The sequence below is a fragment of the Hymenobacter sp. UYP22 genome, from assembly GCF_040547285.1.
Lineage (GTDB): Bacteria > Bacteroidota > Bacteroidia > Cytophagales > Hymenobacteraceae > Hymenobacter.
In genome coordinates, this window is record NZ_JBEPPK010000003.1 from 133,606 (window position 1) to 153,471 (window position 19,866).

Consider the following 19,866-nt stretch of genomic DNA (forward strand, 5'->3'; position numbering starts at 1 on the left):
CCATGAACCAAGAACAAGCAAACCAGATGATTGCTGACGGTAAAATACAACCTCGCAAGTCTTACACTTACGCCGACCTGCTTGCCCAGCTGCAGGCACTGAGCCCCGAACAACTGCAACAGCAGGTATGGGGCTGGGATGAGAACGGCATGTATGATCAATTAAAGCTGGATGTGCTGGAGGAAGATTATGTGCGAGATGACTACCACTACGGTCCTGAGAGTGACTACACGGTAGATGCCACCCCTGAGGAGCTGGAAGATATAGCCACCTGGGACCGGCTGCCAAAAGGCACGGTGGTATTTCAGGTAAGCGAGTGAGCTGCTATGAAAAAGATCCGCCACATAGCCCGCGCCATCGACCCGGAAACCGGCGACGTGCGCCACTTCAACATGGGCCACGCCTCGCGCTACAATGCTACCGGCAACTTTGCCCCGCCTCGTAAGTCTGGCAAGGAGCGCCGGGCCCGTAAGCGTCGGGAAAAGAAAGAGAAGTACGCTGGCTGCCACCCTCGCCCCCTATTCCATACGCCCACCGAGGATATCAGCCCCCGGGAGCGTATCCTGCTCAAAGCGCGGGTACTGCGGGAAGCAGGCTACCAGTGCCAGCAATGCGGCAGCCGGTTCCGGCTTACCCTGGACCACATCATCCCGCGCAGTCGGGGCGGTGGCTGGCACCGCTCGAACCTGCAATGCCTGTGCAAACCGTGCAATGAAGAAAAGGCGGATAGGATGCCGTATGAGCGGGCCGCCTGATTTGAATGGTTTATTTGCCAATAATGTATGTACTTTACATACATTATTGGCATTACCTTTTATTACCGATTTCCATTTTCGCTATGGCCACGGGACAGCCTGACGAAACCACTCCATCTTCATCCAAGCCGCTCACCAAGCTGCAGGCAGGCTTTGCGCACCATTTCGCCCGGCTGTGGAAAGCCGCGCCCGCCTACCGTTTGGCCGGTGGTGCGGAGAACGGGGCCAAGCAGAACGGCCAGAACCTGCTGAAGGATGAGCGTATCCAGGCAGCCATCAAAGCCGAGTCCGCTGCACTGGGTATGACGGTCGAAGAATCCACCGTCCGCATGTCGGAGTGGGGCCGCGTCACCATTGACGATGTGATGACGAAAGAAGTCATTGAGCACACGCCCCGCATCAAGAAGCGGTTTGCGGACATCGTAGAAGAATTTCGGCAGGAAATAGACTTTGAACAACGTGTTGCCATTGCCACCGAAGCTCTATTGTCGGGCAAGGCCCAGACCAAATACCGCAAGCAACAGGCGGCGGCCCACCAGAACCGCAAAATCAGGCTGTTGCGCATGGAAATGGAGTTGGAACGCAATCCAAAGGCTACTCGCTGGGTAGACGGCCCGACTGTTGAGAAGGAAGTCGTGCAACTGGACTTGGTGAAAGTGCACGACCTCAAAGCTGGCCACATGATCAAGAAGGTGACGCCCACCCGCTACGGTACCGCCGTGGAGCTGCATGACGCGAAGGACGCGGTAAACACCATGCTCAAGATTCACGGGGCCTTTGCCCCCGTCAAGGTGGACCACACCACCAACGGCAACGATATGCCCGGTTCCAACATTATGATGCCCGACAATGGAAGAGACTAAGAAAGTTGACTATTTCGGCGAGCCAAATGATCCAAACGATCCAGCCCAAGCTATTGACATTGATGGGACCTGGATGGAATGCTGTGAAGGTTGTGGCACCCTTACACCCTTAGTTTATCTAGACGATAACGATGGGGTATGCGATTCTTGCCACCGTTTCGGTCCGAAATACAAATGACAGCCGTAGCCACCGAAGCACGTATCATCACTCCGCAGCCCGGCTTCCAGATGGCGGCCCTGAGCACCCCGGCCGACATTGCCATCATCGGTGGTGGGGCCGGCGGCGGTAAGACGTATGCTCTGCTGATTGAGGCATCCCGGCACCGATTCAACAAAGACTTCGGGGCTGTCATATTCCGCCGCACCTATGCCATGGTCACCAACGAGGGCGGCCTCTGGGATACCAGCAAAGATCTATACCCGATGGTAGGCGCCAAGCAGGGCGACCTGGAATGGAAGTTTCCCAGTGGGGCCCGTGTGTCGTTTGCCCACATGCAGCATGAGAAAAACATGTTCGACTGGCAGGGCACCCAGATACCGCTTATCATCTTTGACGAGCTTACCCACTTCACCAAAAGCCAGTTCTGGTACATGCTCACGCGTAACCGCAGCATGTGTGGGGTAAAGCCCTACATCCGGGCCAGCTGCAATCCGGACCCTGATTCGTGGGTTACCGAGCTGATTGAGTGGTGGATTGGAGAGGATGGCTTCCCGATTCCAGAGAGAGCTGGTAAGCTGCGCTACCTAACCCGCGACGGAGAAATATATGTGTGGGGTGATACACCCGAAGAGGTTAAACGGAAGGCTCCCCACCTGTTTGAAGGTGCCCTGGCCAACACCCAGCCCAAAAGCGTGACGTTCATCCCTGGCAGCATCTATGAGAACAAGAAGCTGCTGGCTGTCAACCCCGACTATTTGGGCAACCTCATGGCCCAGGATCAGGAAACCCGGGCGCAGCTACTGGAAGGTAACTGGAAGGTGAAGATAGACGGCCTGGCCTTGTTTGAGCCGACCCGTATCAACGACCTCTGGACCAACTACCCCATGGTAGAGGCTCAGCCGCGGCGCTGCATTACCTGCGACGCTGCTGGCTACGGCCAGGATAAGTGCGTGATCAAAGTGTGGATAGGCTGGACGGTGGTAGCCATTACTGTTATCAGCAAAACAGGCTCACGCGACATCATGAATGCCATTGAGCCGTTGCGTAGGCGCTACAACGTAGCCCAGTCCGATACGCTTATCGACCAGGATGGCGTAGGCGGTGGTGCGGTGGCCCTGGGTGGATACCAGGGCTTCAGCGGTGGAGCCCCTGCCCTGCCCGATCCGGAAACCGACACGAAAGAGGCCTACAAGAACCTCAAAACGCAGTGCTACTACCGCATGGCCGGCCGGGTGAACCGGGGTGAGGTGCGGATTGAAGTCACTACCGACAGCTGCCTGATTGATGATGTCCGCACCACCAAGATGAAGGTAGGCGGCGTAGTCGTTGATATCCGTGACGTTATCAAGCAGGATCTGAAAGCCATCAAACGAGGCAAGGATACTGCCGAGGGTAAGAAAACGATCAACGATAAAGAAGAGCAGAAGATACTGCTGGGCGGCCGTAGCCCCGACTTTGCTGACACCTTCAGCTTCCGGGAGTGGTTCGAGCTGCGGCCGGTTTTCCAGAAAGGATTTATGAAGCGGAAGAACTAACCTTCCTCAGTAGGTGCAGGCGCAGGTGTATTGGCCTTCACCAGGTCAATGACACTGCCCACCTGAAATAGCTCGCTCCGGTTCAGCCCCGCTTCCCGCTGCGCAATCGGATGAAGCTCGGCAATGGCGTTGTACGCATCCTCACTGATGACCAGGTAGGCTACCTCGCCTGTCGTGCCCTGGCCCCGGTCACCGTCGATGCAGATCAGGTGGTCGTACTGGTTGAGTGGCTTGTACTTGAAGATGCGGATGAATGCCCGGTTGCTGGCGTAGGCGTTCAGATCATCCGGGGTACTCAGCTTTTTCGAACTCATAGGGGTGTAGGTTGGGGCCACAAAGATAGGCTGCCCAAGCTCCCATTATTTTATCAACGCACGCATTGTTGCAGTTCTGGAAATATTGTATGTATTTTACATACATTAACCACGTAACCCAACAGTTGCCATGGCCACTTGCCAACGACCCGCTTCTCTTACCGCTCCCGCTAAAGTGGACTGTGCCGTGCATTTCGGCCAGACCGTGCGCTTGGCCATTGGCCGCCGCGGCGCCTTTGCTGCCGCTTTCGCTACTGCAGCAGCGCTGGCTACTCAAGCAGCCTGGAACGCGGCCATTACCGCTGATGGGGAGGATAAGATCATCCTGACGCCCATCTATACCAACCCGCAGATTCCCCAGTCGGAAGCGCAGTTCATCGGTGAAAACGATAACACCAGCGTGAATGGCAAGGGCATCCTGACCGGCTACAACGCGGTGAAGTACACCGCCGACTTCATCGGCCTGCCCAGCGCTATCAAAAAGCAGCTGGAGCTGATTGAGGAAGAAAGCCGTGCTGAGTTGGGCGTAGACCCGGTAGAAATGGTGCTGATCACTCCCGACAGCCGCATCTTCTACAATGAGATTGGCGGCAAACCTGCTGGCATTCCCTTCTCCAATTTCTACCTGCAGTCAGTAGGTTCTACCGGCTTCAAGGGCCTCAATACAAACAGCTTCGGCCTGTCGCTGGATGGTAAGTGGGACCGGAACGTAGCAGCCGCTCAGGCCGCCTTCGACCTGCTGAACCTGTATCCAACAACTGAACCGGAAGTGGGCTAATGGCTGCCACCTCGACCGGAGCGCAGCCGGACACGGTGTGGTTGCGCTCCGAGTCGCTAGGTGATGAGCGGCCCTTCACCCGGGCCCACGCCGAGCGACTCCTGGCCTTGGAGAAAACACAAGGCCGCTCCGATTGGCACCCAGTGCCCGACCCCAACGCCACCACCGCGCCCAAAACGGCCGATGATCCTCCAGCCCCAAGACGTACGCGCTCTACTCGAAAACCCCGCCAACGGCCTGGCCATAGCGGAGTGTCTGCGGCATGAGCAGCGGCTACGGCTGCACGCTATTCCGCACGTTGATACCAGCCGCCGGCCCGCCGGTTGGCTGTATCTGCGCGACTGGGCCAAAGGCATGCTGCCGGCTGACCGCTTCGCCAAGTGGGAAGCCTGCGTACCAGCTCCGCTGCCCACCACGGATATCGTGGAGGATATTTTCACCGGTCTGAAGCGGGTGTTTGAGGCTCAGGACGGCATTATTAGCTGCGAGCTGGCCACGCCCGAACTGGAAACCGACTTTGAGCAGTTCCGCACTGCCCAGCGCGAAGGTGACTTCTGGGAAACCACGGCGTTTCGAGCCATTGGCAGCCGCCCCCACTCCCTGCTGGTGGTGGACATGCCGGCTGAGCAGCGCACCCGCTACCCGGAGCCTTACACCCTACTGGTACACCTGGAAGATATCTTCGATGTGCGGCTCAAGCAGGATGGTACCTGCGAGTATGTGATGTTCACCCAGCCGTCCTATAAAGATGCGCTGGGTCGCACCATTGAGCGCCTGCACATCTACGATGATGCGGCCTACGCCATCTGGGAAAAACCCGAAAGTGAGCAGCAGTGGTACGAGGTAGTGAGCAATGCGCACACGCTGGGCACCTGCCCGGCCCGGCTACTGTGGTCGGAGCCGTTGGACCAAGCCACCGACTTACCCCGCCGGGCACCGCTAACGGCCGTACTCGGCAACCTGGACCGCTTCGTGTGGTGGGATGCTGCTATTGAGTATTACCGCCAATACGGCACCTTCCCTATTATCTGGGGTTTCGAGTCGGGCTGTGATTACCAGGCCCCCGATGGCCAGCAGTGCCAGGGTGGCATGGTGAACAAAGTGTACACGGTGGATACGCTGCCGAGCGGTGAGCAAGTCCCCCGTTATCAAACCTACAAGTGCCCGGCCTGCGCAGCGAAAGAGTTGTTGGGCCCCGGCGTGTATGTAGAGGTACCAGCTCCATCCAAGGATATGCCCGACACCCGCGACCCCATCGGCATGGTGTCGCCGGATGTTGACGTACTGGAGCATGTAGAACTGATGCAGCAGCGCCGCCGGCAGCAGCTGCTACGCTCGGTACTTGGTGGTGGTGGCGAGCCGGAAAACGAGCAGGCTAAGAACACCAAGCAGGTACAGTCCGGCTTTGAAATCAAGCAGGATGTACTGGTGGAGTTCAAAAAGCCGCTGGAGCAGGCCCGCGCCTGGGAACTCACCACCAAAGGCCGCCTGCGCTACGGCAGCCTCTACCGTGGCACCATCGTCAACATGGGCGAGCGGTTCTACCTCAAAACGCCGGAGCAACTGGCCATTGAAGAGGCTGAGGCCCGCAAAGCCGGCCGGCCCGTGTATGAGCTGAGTCAGCAGCGCGAGTTCCGCTACCAGACCGAGTACCGGCATAACCCGTCTCAACTCGATCGGATGCGGATTCTGTCCGACCTGGAGCCTTACCCTGAATACTCGGTGGAGCAGATCCTGCTGATGCTGGCCACCGCCGGCACTTCGCCGATGGTAACCGGCCTCTTCGACGAGCGGCTGATGCGGCTGAAGGTGGATTTCGGCCGCTACCTCACCCGCTTCGAATCGGAGCAGCTGGATGTGCGGCGCTTCGCCTCGCTTCAGCCTTACCACACCAAACTGGCCCTCATCACCCAAATCCTTTTGTCGTATGTCCCGGCTGTAACAGCTCAATCAGGACAGGCATTTGCCGTGGGCGACACCGTGATGATAAAAGCGGGCATGGCCCATATGCCAGAGCATGAAGGCCTGACCATGACGATTGCTCAAGTTCAGGGCAACACCTACGCGGTTCGGTTGCCAGATGGCAGCGTGCATAAATGGTACACCGCGGATGAGCTTATGAGCATGAGTAAAACCCCAGTACCGATGTCGATGTGAGGTATGAAAAAAATGCCCAAAGGCATGAAAATGCCCAAGCGAAAACCGGCAAAAAAGGCGGCCGCTAAACGCCCTAAATCGTCCACTTCCCGCAAACGCGGCTAATTCTTTTGTCGTATGTCCCAGACAACCAAACCCAAGGCAGCGGCCTCCAAAACGGCCAAAACCCAGAAACTCGACCTGCGCGAACTGCAGGCCAAGCAGCTTAACGGCGAAGAAATTGAACAGGCAACTGGTAACCAGGATAGCTCTTACAGCTTCGCCGCCCACGAAGCCGACCGCATCCACCTCAAGCTCACCAGCAAGGACAACGACCCGGTGAAGAAGGAATATGTGGAGCGCAGCAAAATCGTAAAACTGGTGCCAACTCAGTACGAGCGGATGGAGCGCAACAACGCGTTTGCTGAGTACGACTCGCAAACCATCCTGCACGATCCGCGCCCTGCCGCCGCTAAAAAAGAAGCTGAGGCCCCGGCTGAAGCTGGCGACGCCAACAAAGCGCCGATGCAGCCCAAAAATGAGCTACCCTCTCTGCAGGATGCTCAGATGCGCTTCCAGGAACTGTATCCGGAAGAGAAAGAACTGACGGCTTCCAAGAACTACGATGAGCTCGTGGAGCTGATCCGGGTCAAGGATGCCGATTTCGGGAAGGTCGCTGAATAAGTGACCAGGGCCGGTCCTACGCGGGTGGGATCAACGGGGCCGGCCCTTCCCTATCCCACCCGCATTGTAGGTTTTCATTCACCGCCATTTTCCCCACTCGCATGGCAACCCCCATCAACTTCCCCGAAGCAAACGCAGTGCTCCAAAAGCCGGCCAGCATGACCGATGAAGAGTGCTGCCCACTTCCCATTCTTCGCACCGATGACGGCCAGTGCATCAGCCAGTGGCAGCTAGGGCCCGAAGAATTGATCAGTATCAACCAGACCCACTGCGTTACCATCGGCATCCTCTCTGGCCGCACGCAACCCCCGATGTGGGTGCAGGGCAGCGCGCCAGCATTAGAGCAGCAGAACGAAAGCAACCTTGTTCTGCATGCCCGTGCTGAAATGAAAGCTGCGGGCCTGTGGAACGAGGATGCTGATTATGGTGGGGAAGTTGCCAATGCTGTACTGCAGCTGGTGCAGGTGCTATCCTACCAGGGCCATTCCGGCGGCTCACATGCCCAGACCCTGGCTTTGTTTGAGAAGCTGGCCCGCTTCCAGCCCCTCGGCCCACTCACCAACGACCCTGCTGAGTGGATGGAGGTAGTAGGCCAAGTGGGTGGCACACAACTGCTGTGGCAAAATCGCCGGCAACCGGACGCATTCAGCACCGACGGCGGCAAAACGTTCTACACGCTCGATGGTCCCGAAGGCCGCGACTTCATTCATACGGCGGCTGACTTTAAAGCGGCTGCTTAATTATCCCACCATCACCACTTCTACGAGACTGAAGCATGGCCATCACCGACAACACCTTTACCCCCGAAGAACTGACCGCGGCTGTAGCCGCCAACCCCGCCTTGCGCGAGCATCTGGTAGGCGCGGTGAAAACCGGGGGGCACATCGTCCGCACCGCTGACGAAGAAACCAACTTTATCGGCACCAAAACCAAGGAAATCTACGATGGCCTCGATAAGGACATTTTTGATACTTCTGGTATTGCCCGCAACCCGACGGAACGCACCTACGACTACGCCAAGCGTGTTATCGGCGGGTATAAAACCGACCTGACCGACCGGCAGCAGAAGATTGCCGATCTGGAAAAATCTATTGCCGATGGCAACGGCGACGCTACGATGAAAGCGCAGCTGGAAAAGCTCCAGCAGCAGGAAACCGAGTGGAAAGGCAAGGAAGAAACCTATGCCAAACAGCTGTTCGAAAAGGATGTGAAGCTCGACATCCGCGACGGTGTGCGCGGCATCAAGTTCGATCCATCGGTGAAAGAGTCGGTGGTGAAGGTGTTGGTAGATAATGCTACCCAATCCATCATCAGCATGGCCAAAGAGCAGAAAAACGCCGATGGTTCTACTTCCGTGGTGTATGTCAAGGACGGCAAAACGGTGCTCAACGATAAGAGCCTCCCAGCTGATGCCGCTTATATCCTGGCTGACATCCTGAAGGACGTAGTAGACGCTGGCCACCAGGGCGCCGGTGGCGGTGCTGGTGGGCAAGGTGGTGCTGGTGCCCAGGGTGGCCGCAAACCTACTGCCCTCCCCGCAACGCTACCTGCCACTGTAAAAACCCAAGGTCAGTTGATGGACTGGCTGATGGAATACGGTCTGACTGACGGTTCCAAAGAGTTCGATGACGCTTACGACAAATTCGGCGCTGGTCTTCCCCTGCGCTAAGTGATTACCCAGGCCGGTCAACATGGGACGTTGGCCGGCCTGTAAATACCGATTACGCTTACCCTCTTCTGCTGTGGTTACGGGACGACCTGGCAGGCCTTGTTTCATTTTCTTCACCTTACCCCTTCTACGACGATGCCCTCCATCGCTCAAACCCTCAAACAGGCCGTCCGCACCCGTTACCGCCGGCGTGCCAATGGCGGCCTCGATAACCTGGAACTGCGCGGCTCCAATTACGGCGCCCTGCAGCTCTACCGCAAGCAAACGGCTTCGCCCACTGGCATCATGACGCCCGAACTGCGCCAGGCGCTACAGAACTCGTTTGGCAACACCGTGCAGGCCCCAGTTATCGACTACGAGAACCCCACCCTGTCCAACGTGCGGACCTGCGCCGTGCAGGTGGGCGGCCTCAACAGCAAGCTGGTAGTGTTCACCTTCGCTACCATTGCCTTCGGCTTCCCGATGATTCCCTCGCAGCATATCAACAACGATATCAGCTACGAGGATACGTTCTATCGTCTCTTTGAAGCCCGTCGCCTGAAAACGATGGAGTTCCTGGATACGCAGTGCATAGACCACTTGGAGCTGGCCAAAAACCAGTATTACCCCGCCGCCATTACCGCTTACTACCCCGAGGTGGCTGATGCGCTGCAGGTGCCCGATTCGGAGCGCAAGGAGTTCTACAACTACATAGAATCTATCCTGGAAACGATGGATTTGGGCGGCACCCCCGACGTGCTCACGAACCCCATGGCCATGGCCGATGTGCGCGCTATTGAGGGTGCAGGCACGACCGACGACGGCGACCTGAGCTACGTGCTGGACGGTGTGGGCCAGTTCTTCCGTTCCAACCGCATCCTGCCCGGCACCGGCAACCGCGCTACCATGTACTTGGTAGCCGATGGCGCAGTAGGTCTGGAAACCCGCGTTGATCCGGACTGCGCCCGCGGCGTGGTACACGGTGGCGCCGACAACCCGGTGCGCGAGTGGACTACTCAGGATGTGCCCGGCCTGGGCACCATGGGCCTGTTCTACCGGGCGGATTGCTCGGACCAGTCGGCTCCCCTGGCTGGCCAGAACCTGCAGGCCCTCACGCGTACCGCCGTGGAGTCCTATGAGTGGAGCTTTGATGTGTGCTTCGTGAAAGCCTACAACTCTGACGAGGCCGGCCGCTACTTCCCCATCGTGAAGGTGGAGCAGAAAGCCGCTGCCTAAGCGCATCTAGAAAAAGGCAAAAGGCCCGTCCCACGTCGGGACGGGCCTTTTCTTTTCGGTTTCTTTTTCTAGCCTTTCTTTTTTGACCATGTTCAATACCCTCACATTGGCCGCCCTGCTCGCCGCTACCATCGGCTACCGGCCCGTGGCGGGCTCACCGGATGAGCCCACCGACCTACCTGACAAGCTGCTGGCTAAAGAAGGCGAGTTGTCGGTGCAGGATGTGCATCCGCTGCTGACCCTGCGCAACATTCAGCAGGCGGCCCCGCAGATGTCGAATGCGGCATTTATGGAGTACCTGGAAACGGCCCGCGTATCAGCTGCTACGAAAGTGCTGCAAGCCTTCCGCGAAACCAAGCAGCTCACTGGTACCGGCAAGCGCCTGCTCCAGGACTTGCCCCTCACCGAGGCCAGCGGCGCGTATCGGGACAAGATCATTCGGCAGGGCCGCTTCGTGGGCCTCGCGCTCCGGATGCGGCCGGGCATGCAGGATATCGGCGTACGCGTAACGGCCTTGGGTACCCAGTTCACCGAGCGGGAACCCGGCTTCAAGCTGGTGGTGGTGCATAGCTCCGATATGGCCGCTCCCGTAGCCGAAGTGCCCCTGCCCCGTACTGACCGGGTGTATTTCGAGTGGAGCAACCTGGCCGAACCGATTGATCTAGCCAGCAAGCCCGGCGGCACCTGGTACATCGGCTACTACGAAAACGACCTGACCGGTCAGGCTATCCGGCTGGATCAGAACCTGCAACAGCGGCCGGGCCAGTGCTGCGGTAATGCCTACATGCAGTTCGATAAGTGGAGCCCCTATGTGCAGGTGCTGCCGTTTTCCCAGGCTTCTGGAGCCGACGAAATAGCTTTCCAGAGCAACACCAACTGGGGCCTGAACCTGCGCCTGGAAGCGAGTTGCGACCTAACGCAGCGGCTTGCCGGCCAGGTGCCCAGCTTTGCGGCGGCCGTGCGTCAGCAGCTCGCAGTAGACCTGCTCAACCTGATAGCCTACTCCACCCGCGACAACGGCCTGACCGATAAAACGAAGGCCCTGGCCCTAATGGAGCTTAACAACCGCACCGATGGGCAGCCGGGCCTGCTCACACAACTGAGCCGCACGTTGAAGGCGTTGGACGTGGATATATCGGGTGTATCCGCTACCTGCCTGCCGTGCGCGCCCAAGCCCGGGGCTATCAAATTTAAATCCATCGGATAAGATGAACGATCCTGTAATCCTGCCTATTTCGAATACGCCTGGGTACCATCTATTTTATTGCCCTGGCTGTAAGGAAAGCCACCGAATCAATACGAATCCAGCTAATCCTGGGGCATGCTGGACCCTAACCGGCCCGCCTGAAAGGCCAACAATCCGAGCCTCAGTATTGGTGCGTAGTGGGCATTATGTGCCCGGTGGCACAGCAAAAGATGGCCGTTGCTGGTGTGACTACCACCGCGAAAATCCCGGTAGCGGAGCGCCCGCGTGTACGGTATGCCACAGCTTCGTCACAGATGGACAGATTCAATACCTGTCTGACTGCACGCATCATCTAGCCGGGCAAACGGTACCCATGACTGCGCTATGAGTGCCCGGCTCGACTTCCTGGCCCGGGCGTTTCAGCGTCTGCCGCAGGCGCTGGATCAGCAGGTAGAAGCGACCGTGCGCGACAACACCGCCTTCCTGGAAGATGCCAACACCGACCAGCTGGCCCAGGGCAAGGACGCTACCGGTGCCGACATTACGCCCGAATACGCCGACCTCACTATTGCACTGAAGCAGATCAAAGGCCAGCCTACAGATAAAGTGACGTTGCGCGACTCTGGCGACTTCTATACCAGCATCATTGCTCAATTATCTGGCAAGCAGGTGCAGCTGGTTGGAACGGACCAGAAAACGGCCGAGTTGGAAGAGAAGTATGGGCCCGACATCATTGGCGTGCCCGACCCCGCGCTGGATGAGTTCAGGGCTGATTACATCAAGCCCGATTTACAGCAGAAAACCCGCGACACCCTCGGCTTATGAACAATACTTCTCCCCTCTTCAAAGAGCTGGACGGCAACACGCTTTTCACTGCTCAGCAATTCTGGGAATACACAGTGGATACTACAGGTGAAAAGCAACTGCGCGAATGTGTCGGGGCGTGGGCATGGGAAAATGTCTGGAGCGTACAGACAATGAGTGAGCAGAGTTGCCCAGAGGTAGAGGGACCACGATGCGCAGTACACCACTTGGGAGAGTGGCTCTGGATTCGTGCTGAGTACCAAACGGTGCTAACATCCTGGCGCAACTACCGCAAGCGCTATCAAAACCGATTTCAATTCACAACTCCCAGCTAATGGTTTCCTACTCTACTCCCCAAGCTCCCACCCTGCCCAACCCGGTAGGTATAGACGCTGAAATCCAACGCGTGCAGTTACTGCTGGCCCAGCGGCTCACCTGGTTGCAAATCAGCTACGGCAAGGCCTTCCGCTACAGTGAGAAGCGCGACGGTAAAACCGTGTACCTGCCCAAAGTGTACGACCTCGCCGGCGAGTACCGCGACGTGCTGCCCAACGACAACGTGCAGGCCCAAGGCTTTTTCCTGCCCCGCGACCCGGCCGTGACCGACCTGCGCGAGCCTACCTATGGTACGCTGCCGATGTCGCAGGTTATCGACTGGATATTCTGGGGCAACCTACAGCGCATCGACGACACCCGGACCGACCGCTTTGAAGCGGAGCTGCTGCGCGAGGCACTGCGGGTGCTGGCCAGCGCGGGCGTGTTGGTGCAGCGGGTGTACACCTCGCCAGATGAGGTGTTCAAAGGTTTCACCACTGAGCTGGTGAAAGGCCCAGTGCTCCAGCATCCATACGCGGGCTTCCGAATTCAACTGGAACTGCATACGCCCAACGTGCTATGCTAAGCGAGTTGCTTTCGCTGGTGGTGCTGGTGGCCCTCACCGCAGCCTGCCTGCTGGTCTGCTTTGAAAAGTGGGGGTGGTTGCGGGCCTGGGAGGTCTGGGGCCCGCGCTGGTTTCCCCGGTGTGACTTCTGCGCGGGGTTCTGGATATCTGTCATCCTGAGCGCAACGACAGTTGGCAGATTAGATTTACCCTTGTGGTGGGTAGCTGGGGCGTTACCATCGGCGGCCCTGTGCCGGTTTGTAACGAGCAGGTCGTAAAAAGTAAAACCCCGGACTGTTAGCGCAGCCGGGGTTTTTTTAATCCCCTGGCAGTTTGAACCCTAGCCAGGGCGAAGCAGGTAGGGAAAACACCTGATTCTTCTCGCGATGAAGAGGAAGGCAAATATACATAGCGGTAAATAAAAAATCTTATCAGAACATATTCACCAATTATTGTATGTATTTTAAATACATTGTTATATTTGCCCTGCAACACGTAGGGCGGGCCTAGGAAACCGAAGCAACGTGCCGCCGCTCCCTTCAACATGGGTTAAGCTAAGAGGGATTCGGCTAACCTCAAACCGGAGCGTTCGAATAGCGGTCTACTTCGCTACCCTTTCACGGTAGATATCACGGGTTCGAATCCCGTACGCTTCACGAAAACTTGGCAAACGGCCATGTTAGCGACCTGCCACCGCCCATGCGGTGAAGCTCAGGCCGCGCCAAAGTCCTCGGTTTCTTAACCGGGGCAACCTGATAGGGTAGCTCAGATGGTAGAGCGTTAGCAGGGGAGTCGTAAACCCTTACAAACCTGATGTAATAAGCAGGCAGTATGCTAAAGGTCGGACGTTCGAGTCGTTCACTTATCTCAATGAAAGAGCGGGGTGTGTTAACGTGAATGCCGCAGTCTATTGCAGCATACCCCACTTGGTAAAGAGCTGGCGCAAGCTCAAAGTAGGTTCAAATCCTCACCTCTTTCACTACACCAACCCCGGAAAAGGGGGCCGGGCCTGCTTTCCGGAAAGCGTTACGCCAGCCCCCGCAGCTATTGAGACGGTAAACGGCCGTTTCATCCATAAGAAGAGAGGTTCATACTCTGAGAGCTCCGCACTTTTGTCCGGTTTGACTAAGTGGAGATGAAATAGGGCCGAAGTCGTTAGCAGCCGAAAGGCACGTCAAGACTTCGGGTTGAAAGTGGCCTTGAGCCGCCCGACCAGTGCTAAACCGACAACCTCTCTTCCCCTTATTGCTTTAGTGGCGTGACGGGCCACACAAAACGTGCACAGAACGTCCTGGCAGCCTAATAGATTGTGGCAAGGTCATTAAAGAGAAGGGCACGGCGAAGGAAAGTCGATAACTAAACCAGAAAAACCCAGGGCCGGCCGGATACCTGGGTTTTTTGTTGCCCTACTCCCCAAACGCCCATACCCAGATACCACGTGCCACCACGGCCACCAGTAGCAGTATACCGTACCACTTCATCTTGTTGCGGCTCCAGCCACCACCGTAGTATTCGTCATCGTCGTACATAGCTGGTAATATACAAATGCCGCATCAGCTCTGATGGGGCATTTGTCATTGCGGCAATAATGTATGTATTTTACATACATGAGTGGACCGGTTCTGTATTCCGATTTATTTGACGGCTTGGGCCTTGGCTCCCAGGAACTGCTGGACTTCACCAAGTCGGTACAGGGCCTGAACCGCAACTACAAAGCATTCGCCAAGAACCTGGATGGCGACGCTCAGCGCATCAACACGGGCTTGGCTACCATTCGCGAGGCCCTGGCCGGCGTACGGGAGGCCCTCAACACCACTGGCGTCGGTAACTCCCAGCAGCGTAAGCAGATCAGCGACCTGACCGCCGAGGTCGGCAAGCTGGCCAAAGAGCAAAACAGCTACAAAGCTGCGTTGCAGGGACAGACCCAGGTGCGCAAGGTGACCAAGCAGGCCACCGACGAGCTGACTAAGAGCTTGCGCGAGCAGCAGGATGCGCTGCGCAAAGCCTACGCCGACCGCAATATCGAAGGTGCCCAGAAAGCTGCCCTGAACATCCTGAGCCTGAAACGGCAAACGGATGAGCTCAGCAAAACCCTGCGTGGGGCCAATTCTGACCTGACGGCCGTATCCGGTTCTTACAACCGGCTGTCATTGGACACCAAACGGCTGGGAGAACAGCTGCGGGCGTTGCCCGGCGGTTTCGATGCCACCGACTCGGCCGCTCAGGCGCTGAAAAAGCAGTTCTACGAAAACACCCAGCGGCTTAAGGATTTTGACCGGGAACTGAATCAGAATTTCCGGGAAGTTGGCTCCTACGCCAAAGGCATTATTGAGGCAGTTACTGCCCTCAACTCGCAGAAAGGCGCGTTACAGGATAACCTGTTTGCGTTGCAGCAGCAGCGGCGGGCTACCAGCCTCACCGCCGAGCAGCAGGATAAGCTGCAAGCGGAAATCCGCGAAACTGAGGATGAGCTTGAGAAGGTTAATAAGTCATTAGAAACTTATGGCGTCCGAATTAATCGAGCTAAACCACCAACACTAGACTTCCAAAACGCATTATCATCTCTTATCCCCGCACTTGCTGGAGCCTATTATGGTATAGAAGGGCTTGTTAACGGCTTACAGGAGATATTCGAGCGCAACGTGGCCTACTCTGATCAGGCCGCCGACGTGCGCAAAGCCACCGGGCAGAGTGCTGAGGAATTTGAGCAGCTTGCCGAGGCTCTGAAAAAAGTAGATACCCGCACAACGCTGGCGGGGCAGCTGGATATTGCCAAAGTAGGCGGGCAGTTAGGCAAAACCAAGGCCGAAATCGAGGGCTTTACCAAAGCCATCGATATTGCCGTGCAGGCGCTGGAAGATGATTTCGGTGGCGGCGCGGAGCAGATTGCCACCGAGCTAGGCAAGATTGAGCTGGTTTTCCGCAAGACGCTGGGCCCGGATCAGAATCAGAACCTCATCAACATTGGTTCGGCCATCAACCAGCTGGGCGCGGAAGGCGCGGCCACGGCCCCGTTTCTGGCAGAGGTAGCGTTGCGCGTGGGCGCATCGGCCGCCAATGCCCGGCTGGGCCTGAAAGACGTGCTGGCCTACGCCACGGTGCTGCAGGAAACCGGCTCAACGGCGGAAGTCAGTGGCACTGCCCTGAACCGCCTGTTTTCCACGCTCAGCACCCGCACGAAAGAAAGCTTCAAGATTGCCCGCCTGGCTGATGCCAACCTGACGCTGAAGCAGTTCAAAAACCTGGTCAACAACGATTTTCAGGGGGCCCTCAGCCTGTTTTTGCGCGGCCTCAACACCGGCGGCACGTCTACCACGAAGTTCAATTCCCTGCTGGCCACCCTCAAGCTGCAAAGCGGCGAGGCCAAAAATGCTATTACCACGCTGGCCAAAAACACCGAGTTGTTGGCCCAGAAGCAACAGACCGCCAATGAGCAGCTGCGCGAGGGCACGTCCCTAGCCGCCGAGGCAGCCATCAAAAACGACAACCTGGCCGGATCCTGGCAGAAGCTGAAAAAGGATGTAGGCGACTTCTTCACCAGCGGCACCGCTAACACCGCGCTGAAGTGGCTGGTAGACTCTACCCGGGCTGCTCTCAACTTTAAAGATGGGTTCGGGGCCTTATTCGACGGCCGTATCCTGGGCCTGGCCAAAAAGCAGGTGGATGATTACGGCAAGGCCCTGGCTGATTCAGCGTTGCAGCAGCGCAAGTTTGCGGATGGTACCGACTCGTTACTGGCTCGCTTTACCCGCCTTTCCCAGGTGCAGAACCCCACCATAAAACAGCAGCAGGAACTGCGTAGTACCGTGCTGGCTTTAAAAGACCGGCTCGGGGAAACCGCCGTGGTGCTCAACAAGCAGACCGGGCTATACGACCTGAATACAGCCGCCGTAGCGCGCAATACAGCCGCTGCCCGCGGCAAGTACCTGACCGATGCCACGAACCTGGCCAAGCGCCTGGAACAGCTCGATAAGGAGGCCACTGCGTCCCAGGCTACGGCTACCGCTATTCAGGAAGAGGCCACCGCCCGCGAGCGGTTGGTGAAAGCCAACGTCAATATACCCAAGGGGCAGGATTTCGATGAGGTGATGCGCTACAACGTGCGCCAGCGCGAGCGGAATCCGGAGCGTTACGACTCCTACCAGGGCCAAGGTGCCATTAAGCCCGAAATCCTGAAAGCCTATACTGAGTACGTCACCCTCACCCGTAATGCCCAGCAGGCGCAAATTCGCGCTACGTTGGCTGAACAGGGCCGGGCGAAGGTGTTGGAGCAGCTCAAACGGCTCGGCTACGATGCGGTTACCGCGTACGACCTGCTTACCAAGGCCACCGATGATGGCAGCACGGCCACCGATAACAGCATCGACAAGGACAAAGAAAAGAAAAAGGCCATTGCCGATGTTGCCAAAGCCGAATACGACCTGGCTAAGCAGCGGCTGGAAGAGAAGCTGGCCGACTTTCAGCGGCAGCAGGAAAACCCGGCCAACACCGAGGAAATCCGGCTACGTGCGGCCCAAAAAGCGGCCGGGGTGCGGCGTGAACTGGCTAAACTGGAACGGGATGAGCTGATCCGGGAAGCAGCCCAGACCTATAAGGACCAGGTGAACGGCCAACGGGCATTGGGCGTAGCCCGCGTGCGCCTGCAGGAATCCTTCAGTGCCCAGTTGCTGGCTATTGACCGCGACCTGAGCAAAGAGGAACTGGCCATCCGCAATGCGTTGCTGGACAAGCTCGGGGAAATCGACCAGCTGCAACTGGAGCAGGAAATTGAGACGCTGGACCTGATTGCGCAGGATGAAAGTCGCTCGTACCAGGAGCGGCAGCAGGCCGCGCTGGACGCCGCCGCCCGCCGGCTGGAAATTATTGAACTGGAAGGCCAGGCCCAGGTACGGGCGACCCAAGGCAACGCCGCGCAGCTGGAAAAAATCCAGCGCGACCTGGAGAAAAAACGGGCTGATGTGTTACGGCAGCCCAAACCGTTCAATGCCGATTTCGCCAACGAAGATGCGCTAAAAGGCTACGAGCGGCAGCAGCTTGCCTTGGAGCGTCGTCGGGCCCAGGGCCTAGTAGGCGAGCGGGGGTACCAGAAAGAGTTAATACGGCTGGAAAACGAGTACCTGGATACCAAGCTCGGCAACCTGCAGAAGGACGTTACCAAACAGCGCGAGGCCGCGCAGCTGGAACTAGACATTGCCCGCCGCAAAAACCAGCAGAAGCTGGATGATGAGCGTGAACACCAGCGGCTACGCAGTGAGTTGATTCAGGAAGGCTTGCAGAATGTGCAGCAGTTGTCCGACTCGTTCTTTGAAATCGGGGCCAACCGCCGGCAGCAGGAGCTGCAGGACGTGACCATGAAAAAGGACGCGGAACTGCGGGTGGCTGGCGAGAATGAGGAACTCAAAGCTCAGATTGAGGAAAATTACCGGAAGCGCGAGTTGGCTATTCGACAGAAGCAGGCCAAAGCCGACCGTAACCAAGCCTTGTTCAACATTGCACTGAACACCGGTATGGCGGTTACATCGGTACTGAGTACCGGCGGCGGCACCCGCTATGCGGATTTTGGTATTTCGGCCGGCATCCTGACTGCGTTAGTTATTGGCCAGGGCCTGGCCCAGGCGGCGGCCGTGCTGTCCCGCCCCCTGCCCCAGTACGCCAAAGGCCGCACCGGTGGCCCGGCCGAATGGGCGCTGGTAGGTGAGCGGGGCCCGGAGCTGGTAAGTGGTCGTAGTGGGGGGGCGCAGCTGTTCAGCGGCCCCACCATTACCTACCTGCCCCAGGGTGCTGACGTGCATACCGCTGCCCAGACCCGCGACATTCTGCGCGACAACCGCTTTGTAGAAAACCGCCTCATCACCCGCCGGTACGAGGATGAATTGTACCAGCGCAACCGAGCCGTAGAGCGCCCCGGCCGGCCCGGGCCCGACCCGGCCACCCGCCTTGCGGAGGCCAACCGCCGCGAAACCGACCGATTGATTTCCGCCTGGCACGAACGGCCCGAACAGCGCCTGACCGAACGGGGCCTGGAAACCTTCACCCGCCGCGGCAGCCATACTACCCGTCACACCACTAAGCGCTACCGGCGCAACGGATAATGAAGCCTGTTATTTCCCTTTTTTGGTCTCAGATCGATGTTGACAAGCCAAACACGGTCTATATCCAAGCCCGGTTTCCGGGCGGTGCGACGGTGGCGCAGCTATGCTTGGATGTAGAAGATTCGGCTGGGTGGATACGGGCTGTGTATGTGCAGGAAGCTTATCAGGGCCGGGGGCTGGGCTCTCTGCTGCTGGGACGGGCGTTTGCTGTGTGCCGGGCCCTGCATTTTGAAAGCGTGGGCCTGACGGTGCATCACGAAAACCGGAAAGCGCGCACGCTCTACCAGCGGCTGGGCTTTATGCGCTTTCTGGATGGCCACGAAAACTATCAGCAGTACATCAAACCTCTGTAAATGCGTAACATTCTTCTCTCCGGCGGTCACCACATCGACCTGTACGAAACCGTGCACGAACTGCCCGCCCGCCGCCACCTGCACTTCAACGCCTACCTGGTGCAGGGCGCCGGCATCGGCAACACCCCGCAGGACATTAATGAGCGGTTTGCCCGGGTCGGGCAACTGATAGCGGCCGACAAAACCCAGGACGCGGTAACCGAACTGGAAAACCTGCACTACGCCTTTCACTTCGCCCTGGAACAGTTCTCTCCTACCCAGCTGGCTTTCGGGGTGCTGATAGCGGCCGTGAACGGCCAACCCCAGACCGACTTTTCCGAAGCGGCACTTACTAAGCTGGTAGGCCAACTCAGTGAGTGGGGCCTGACAGCTCAGCTGGTAGAGGCGGAAGTCTCCGACGTAAAAAAAAACTGTCGTCGGAATTAGCCGGCCTGTTTCCGGA

The 19,866-nt window shown here is 57.8% G+C and carries 20 protein-coding genes and 2 tRNA genes; 20 read left to right on the forward strand and 2 right to left on the reverse strand.

Going from position 1 to position 19,866, the window contains the following annotated elements:
• Positions 1-2: 2 nt before the first annotated feature.
• The 4 genes from ABIB60_RS06780 to ABIB60_RS06795 all read left to right on the forward strand — a co-directional run bounded on the left by ABIB60_RS06780 (position 3) and on the right by ABIB60_RS06795 (position 3,313).
• Positions 3-320: a hypothetical protein gene (locus ABIB60_RS06780; RefSeq protein ID WP_354578659.1), complete on the forward strand. Its 318-nt coding sequence runs from the start codon at positions 3-5 to the stop codon at positions 318-320.
• A gap of 6 nt (positions 321-326) precedes the next feature.
• Positions 327-755, forward strand: a complete 429-nt coding sequence (locus ABIB60_RS06785) for an HNH endonuclease (RefSeq protein WP_354578660.1) — start codon at positions 327-329, stop codon at positions 753-755.
• A gap of 83 nt (positions 756-838) precedes the next feature.
• Positions 839-1,618 carry a hypothetical protein gene (locus tag ABIB60_RS06790; RefSeq protein WP_354578661.1) on the forward strand — a complete coding sequence of 260 codons (780 nt, stop codon included), beginning with the start codon at positions 839-841 and terminating at the stop codon, positions 1,616-1,618.
• A 174-nt stretch (positions 1,619-1,792) separates the two neighbouring features.
• A complete protein-coding gene (locus ABIB60_RS06795) occupies positions 1,793-3,313 on the forward strand; it encodes a terminase large subunit domain-containing protein (protein ID WP_354578662.1) in 1,521 nt (506 codons plus the stop codon).
• Here the strand turns inward: ABIB60_RS06795 and ABIB60_RS06800 are convergent.
• On the reverse strand, positions 3,310-3,627 hold the full coding sequence (locus ABIB60_RS06800; protein ID WP_354578664.1) for a hypothetical protein: 318 nt from the start codon (positions 3,625-3,627) through the stop codon (positions 3,310-3,312). The genes ABIB60_RS06795 and ABIB60_RS06800 overlap by 4 nt on opposite strands.
• A gap of 130 nt (positions 3,628-3,757) precedes the next feature.
• Here ABIB60_RS06800 and ABIB60_RS06805 point away from each other — a divergent pair, with 130 nt between their 5' ends.
• The 13 genes from ABIB60_RS06805 to ABIB60_RS06865 all read left to right on the forward strand — a co-directional run bounded on the left by ABIB60_RS06805 (position 3,758) and on the right by ABIB60_RS06865 (position 13,847).
• Complete coding sequence (locus tag ABIB60_RS06805) at positions 3,758-4,405, forward strand: hypothetical protein (RefSeq protein WP_354578666.1); 648 nt, start codon at positions 3,758-3,760, stop codon at positions 4,403-4,405.
• A gap of 183 nt (positions 4,406-4,588) precedes the next feature.
• Positions 4,589-6,562 carry a hypothetical protein gene (locus tag ABIB60_RS06810; RefSeq protein ID WP_354578668.1) on the forward strand — a complete coding sequence of 658 codons (1,974 nt, stop codon included), beginning with the start codon at positions 4,589-4,591 and terminating at the stop codon, positions 6,560-6,562.
• A gap of 117 nt (positions 6,563-6,679) precedes the next feature.
• On the forward strand, positions 6,680-7,225 hold the full coding sequence (locus ABIB60_RS06815; protein ID WP_354578670.1) for a hypothetical protein: 546 nt from the start codon (positions 6,680-6,682) through the stop codon (positions 7,223-7,225).
• Positions 7,226-7,326: 101 nt separating this feature from the next.
• The gene (locus tag ABIB60_RS06820) at positions 7,327-7,965 is read left to right on the forward strand and encodes a hypothetical protein (protein WP_354578672.1); all 639 of its coding nucleotides are present in this window, start codon (positions 7,327-7,329) and stop codon (positions 7,963-7,965) included.
• Positions 7,966-8,000: 35 nt separating this feature from the next.
• The gene (locus ABIB60_RS06825; RefSeq protein ID WP_354578674.1) at positions 8,001-8,894 is read left to right on the forward strand and encodes a hypothetical protein; all 894 of its coding nucleotides are present in this window, start codon (positions 8,001-8,003) and stop codon (positions 8,892-8,894) included.
• 135 nt (positions 8,895-9,029) lie between these two features.
• On the forward strand, positions 9,030-10,109 hold the full coding sequence (locus tag ABIB60_RS06830; protein ID WP_354578676.1) for a hypothetical protein: 1,080 nt from the start codon (positions 9,030-9,032) through the stop codon (positions 10,107-10,109).
• A gap of 88 nt (positions 10,110-10,197) precedes the next feature.
• Positions 10,198-11,316 carry a hypothetical protein gene (locus ABIB60_RS06835; RefSeq protein WP_354578678.1) on the forward strand — a complete coding sequence of 373 codons (1,119 nt, stop codon included), beginning with the start codon at positions 10,198-10,200 and terminating at the stop codon, positions 11,314-11,316.
• Between the two features lies 1 nt (position 11,317).
• On the forward strand, positions 11,318-11,683 hold the full coding sequence (locus ABIB60_RS06840; RefSeq protein ID WP_354578680.1) for a ubiquitination-like system serine protease family protein: 366 nt from the start codon (positions 11,318-11,320) through the stop codon (positions 11,681-11,683).
• Complete coding sequence (locus ABIB60_RS06845; RefSeq protein WP_354578682.1) at positions 11,680-12,120, forward strand: hypothetical protein; 441 nt, start codon at positions 11,680-11,682, stop codon at positions 12,118-12,120. The genes ABIB60_RS06840 and ABIB60_RS06845 overlap by 4 nt, the downstream gene beginning before the upstream one ends.
• On the forward strand, positions 12,117-12,434 hold the full coding sequence (locus ABIB60_RS06850) for a hypothetical protein (RefSeq protein ID WP_354578684.1): 318 nt from the start codon (positions 12,117-12,119) through the stop codon (positions 12,432-12,434). Before ABIB60_RS06845 ends, ABIB60_RS06850 begins: the two co-directional genes overlap by 4 nt.
• Positions 12,434-13,000: a hypothetical protein gene (locus ABIB60_RS06855; protein WP_354578686.1), complete on the forward strand. Its 567-nt coding sequence runs from the start codon at positions 12,434-12,436 to the stop codon at positions 12,998-13,000. Before ABIB60_RS06850 ends, ABIB60_RS06855 begins: the two co-directional genes overlap by 1 nt.
• Before the next feature lie 561 nt (positions 13,001-13,561).
• A tRNA-Glu gene (locus tag ABIB60_RS06860) sits at positions 13,562-13,635 on the forward strand.
• 98 nt (positions 13,636-13,733) lie between these two features.
• Positions 13,734-13,847, forward strand: a tRNA-OTHER gene (locus ABIB60_RS06865).
• A gap of 538 nt (positions 13,848-14,385) precedes the next feature.
• On the opposite strand, the gene ABIB60_RS06870 is transcribed toward ABIB60_RS06865, so the two are convergent.
• Positions 14,386-14,508, reverse strand: a complete 123-nt coding sequence (locus ABIB60_RS06870; protein ID WP_354578688.1) for a hypothetical protein — start codon at positions 14,506-14,508, stop codon at positions 14,386-14,388.
• Positions 14,509-14,586: 78 nt separating this feature from the next.
• Here ABIB60_RS06870 and ABIB60_RS06875 point away from each other — a divergent pair, with 78 nt between their 5' ends.
• From ABIB60_RS06875 to ABIB60_RS06885, 3 genes are read left to right on the forward strand one after another with little or no spacing between them, the layout of a single operon-like run.
• A complete protein-coding gene (locus tag ABIB60_RS06875) occupies positions 14,587-19,071 on the forward strand; it encodes a phage tail tape measure protein (protein ID WP_354578690.1) in 4,485 nt (1,494 codons plus the stop codon).
• Positions 19,071-19,424 carry a GNAT family N-acetyltransferase gene (locus ABIB60_RS06880; protein WP_354578692.1) on the forward strand — a complete coding sequence of 118 codons (354 nt, stop codon included), beginning with the start codon at positions 19,071-19,073 and terminating at the stop codon, positions 19,422-19,424. Before ABIB60_RS06875 ends, ABIB60_RS06880 begins: the two co-directional genes overlap by 1 nt.
• Positions 19,425-19,850 (forward strand): hypothetical protein, encoded by a 426-nt coding sequence (locus ABIB60_RS06885; protein ID WP_354578694.1) that lies wholly within the window; start codon positions 19,425-19,427, stop codon positions 19,848-19,850.
• The last annotated feature ends 16 nt before the right edge of the window (positions 19,851-19,866 follow it).

What these genes read in the sequence shown, in the direction of transcription:
- ABIB60_RS06820 (WP_354578672.1), top strand. Translation starts at nt 7,327, where the DNA reads ATGGCAACCCCCATCAACTTCCCCGAAGCAAACGCAGTGCTCCAAAAG.
- ABIB60_RS06845 (WP_354578682.1), top strand. Translation starts at nt 11,680, where the DNA reads ATGAGTGCCCGGCTCGACTTCCTGGCCCGGGCGTTTCAGCGTCTGCCG.
- ABIB60_RS06835 (WP_354578678.1), top strand. Translation starts at nt 10,198, where the DNA reads ATGTTCAATACCCTCACATTGGCCGCCCTGCTCGCCGCTACCATCGGC.
- ABIB60_RS06780 (WP_354578659.1), top strand. Translation starts at nt 3, where the DNA reads ATGAACCAAGAACAAGCAAACCAGATGATTGCTGACGGTAAAATACAA.
- ABIB60_RS06870 (WP_354578688.1), bottom strand. Translation starts at nt 14,508, where the DNA reads ATGTACGACGATGACGAATACTACGGTGGTGGCTGGAGCCGCAACAAG.
- ABIB60_RS06840 (WP_354578680.1), top strand. Translation starts at nt 11,318, where the DNA reads ATGAACGATCCTGTAATCCTGCCTATTTCGAATACGCCTGGGTACCAT.
- ABIB60_RS06880 (WP_354578692.1), top strand. Translation starts at nt 19,071, where the DNA reads ATGAAGCCTGTTATTTCCCTTTTTTGGTCTCAGATCGATGTTGACAAG.
- ABIB60_RS06790 (WP_354578661.1), top strand. Translation starts at nt 839, where the DNA reads ATGGCCACGGGACAGCCTGACGAAACCACTCCATCTTCATCCAAGCCG.
- ABIB60_RS06885 (WP_354578694.1), top strand. Translation starts at nt 19,425, where the DNA reads ATGCGTAACATTCTTCTCTCCGGCGGTCACCACATCGACCTGTACGAA.
- ABIB60_RS06785 (WP_354578660.1), top strand. Translation starts at nt 327, where the DNA reads ATGAAAAAGATCCGCCACATAGCCCGCGCCATCGACCCGGAAACCGGC.
- ABIB60_RS06805 (WP_354578666.1), top strand. Translation starts at nt 3,758, where the DNA reads ATGGCCACTTGCCAACGACCCGCTTCTCTTACCGCTCCCGCTAAAGTG.
- ABIB60_RS06815 (WP_354578670.1), top strand. Translation starts at nt 6,680, where the DNA reads ATGTCCCAGACAACCAAACCCAAGGCAGCGGCCTCCAAAACGGCCAAA.
- ABIB60_RS06795 (WP_354578662.1), top strand. Translation starts at nt 1,793, where the DNA reads ATGACAGCCGTAGCCACCGAAGCACGTATCATCACTCCGCAGCCCGGC.
- ABIB60_RS06875 (WP_354578690.1), top strand. Translation starts at nt 14,587, where the DNA reads ATGAGTGGACCGGTTCTGTATTCCGATTTATTTGACGGCTTGGGCCTT.
- ABIB60_RS06825 (WP_354578674.1), top strand. Translation starts at nt 8,001, where the DNA reads ATGGCCATCACCGACAACACCTTTACCCCCGAAGAACTGACCGCGGCT.
- ABIB60_RS06850 (WP_354578684.1), top strand. Translation starts at nt 12,117, where the DNA reads ATGAACAATACTTCTCCCCTCTTCAAAGAGCTGGACGGCAACACGCTT.
- ABIB60_RS06855 (WP_354578686.1), top strand. Translation starts at nt 12,434, where the DNA reads ATGGTTTCCTACTCTACTCCCCAAGCTCCCACCCTGCCCAACCCGGTA.
- ABIB60_RS06800 (WP_354578664.1), bottom strand. Translation starts at nt 3,627, where the DNA reads ATGAGTTCGAAAAAGCTGAGTACCCCGGATGATCTGAACGCCTACGCC.
- ABIB60_RS06810 (WP_354578668.1), top strand. Translation starts at nt 4,589, where the DNA reads ATGATCCTCCAGCCCCAAGACGTACGCGCTCTACTCGAAAACCCCGCC.
- ABIB60_RS06830 (WP_354578676.1), top strand. Translation starts at nt 9,030, where the DNA reads ATGCCCTCCATCGCTCAAACCCTCAAACAGGCCGTCCGCACCCGTTAC.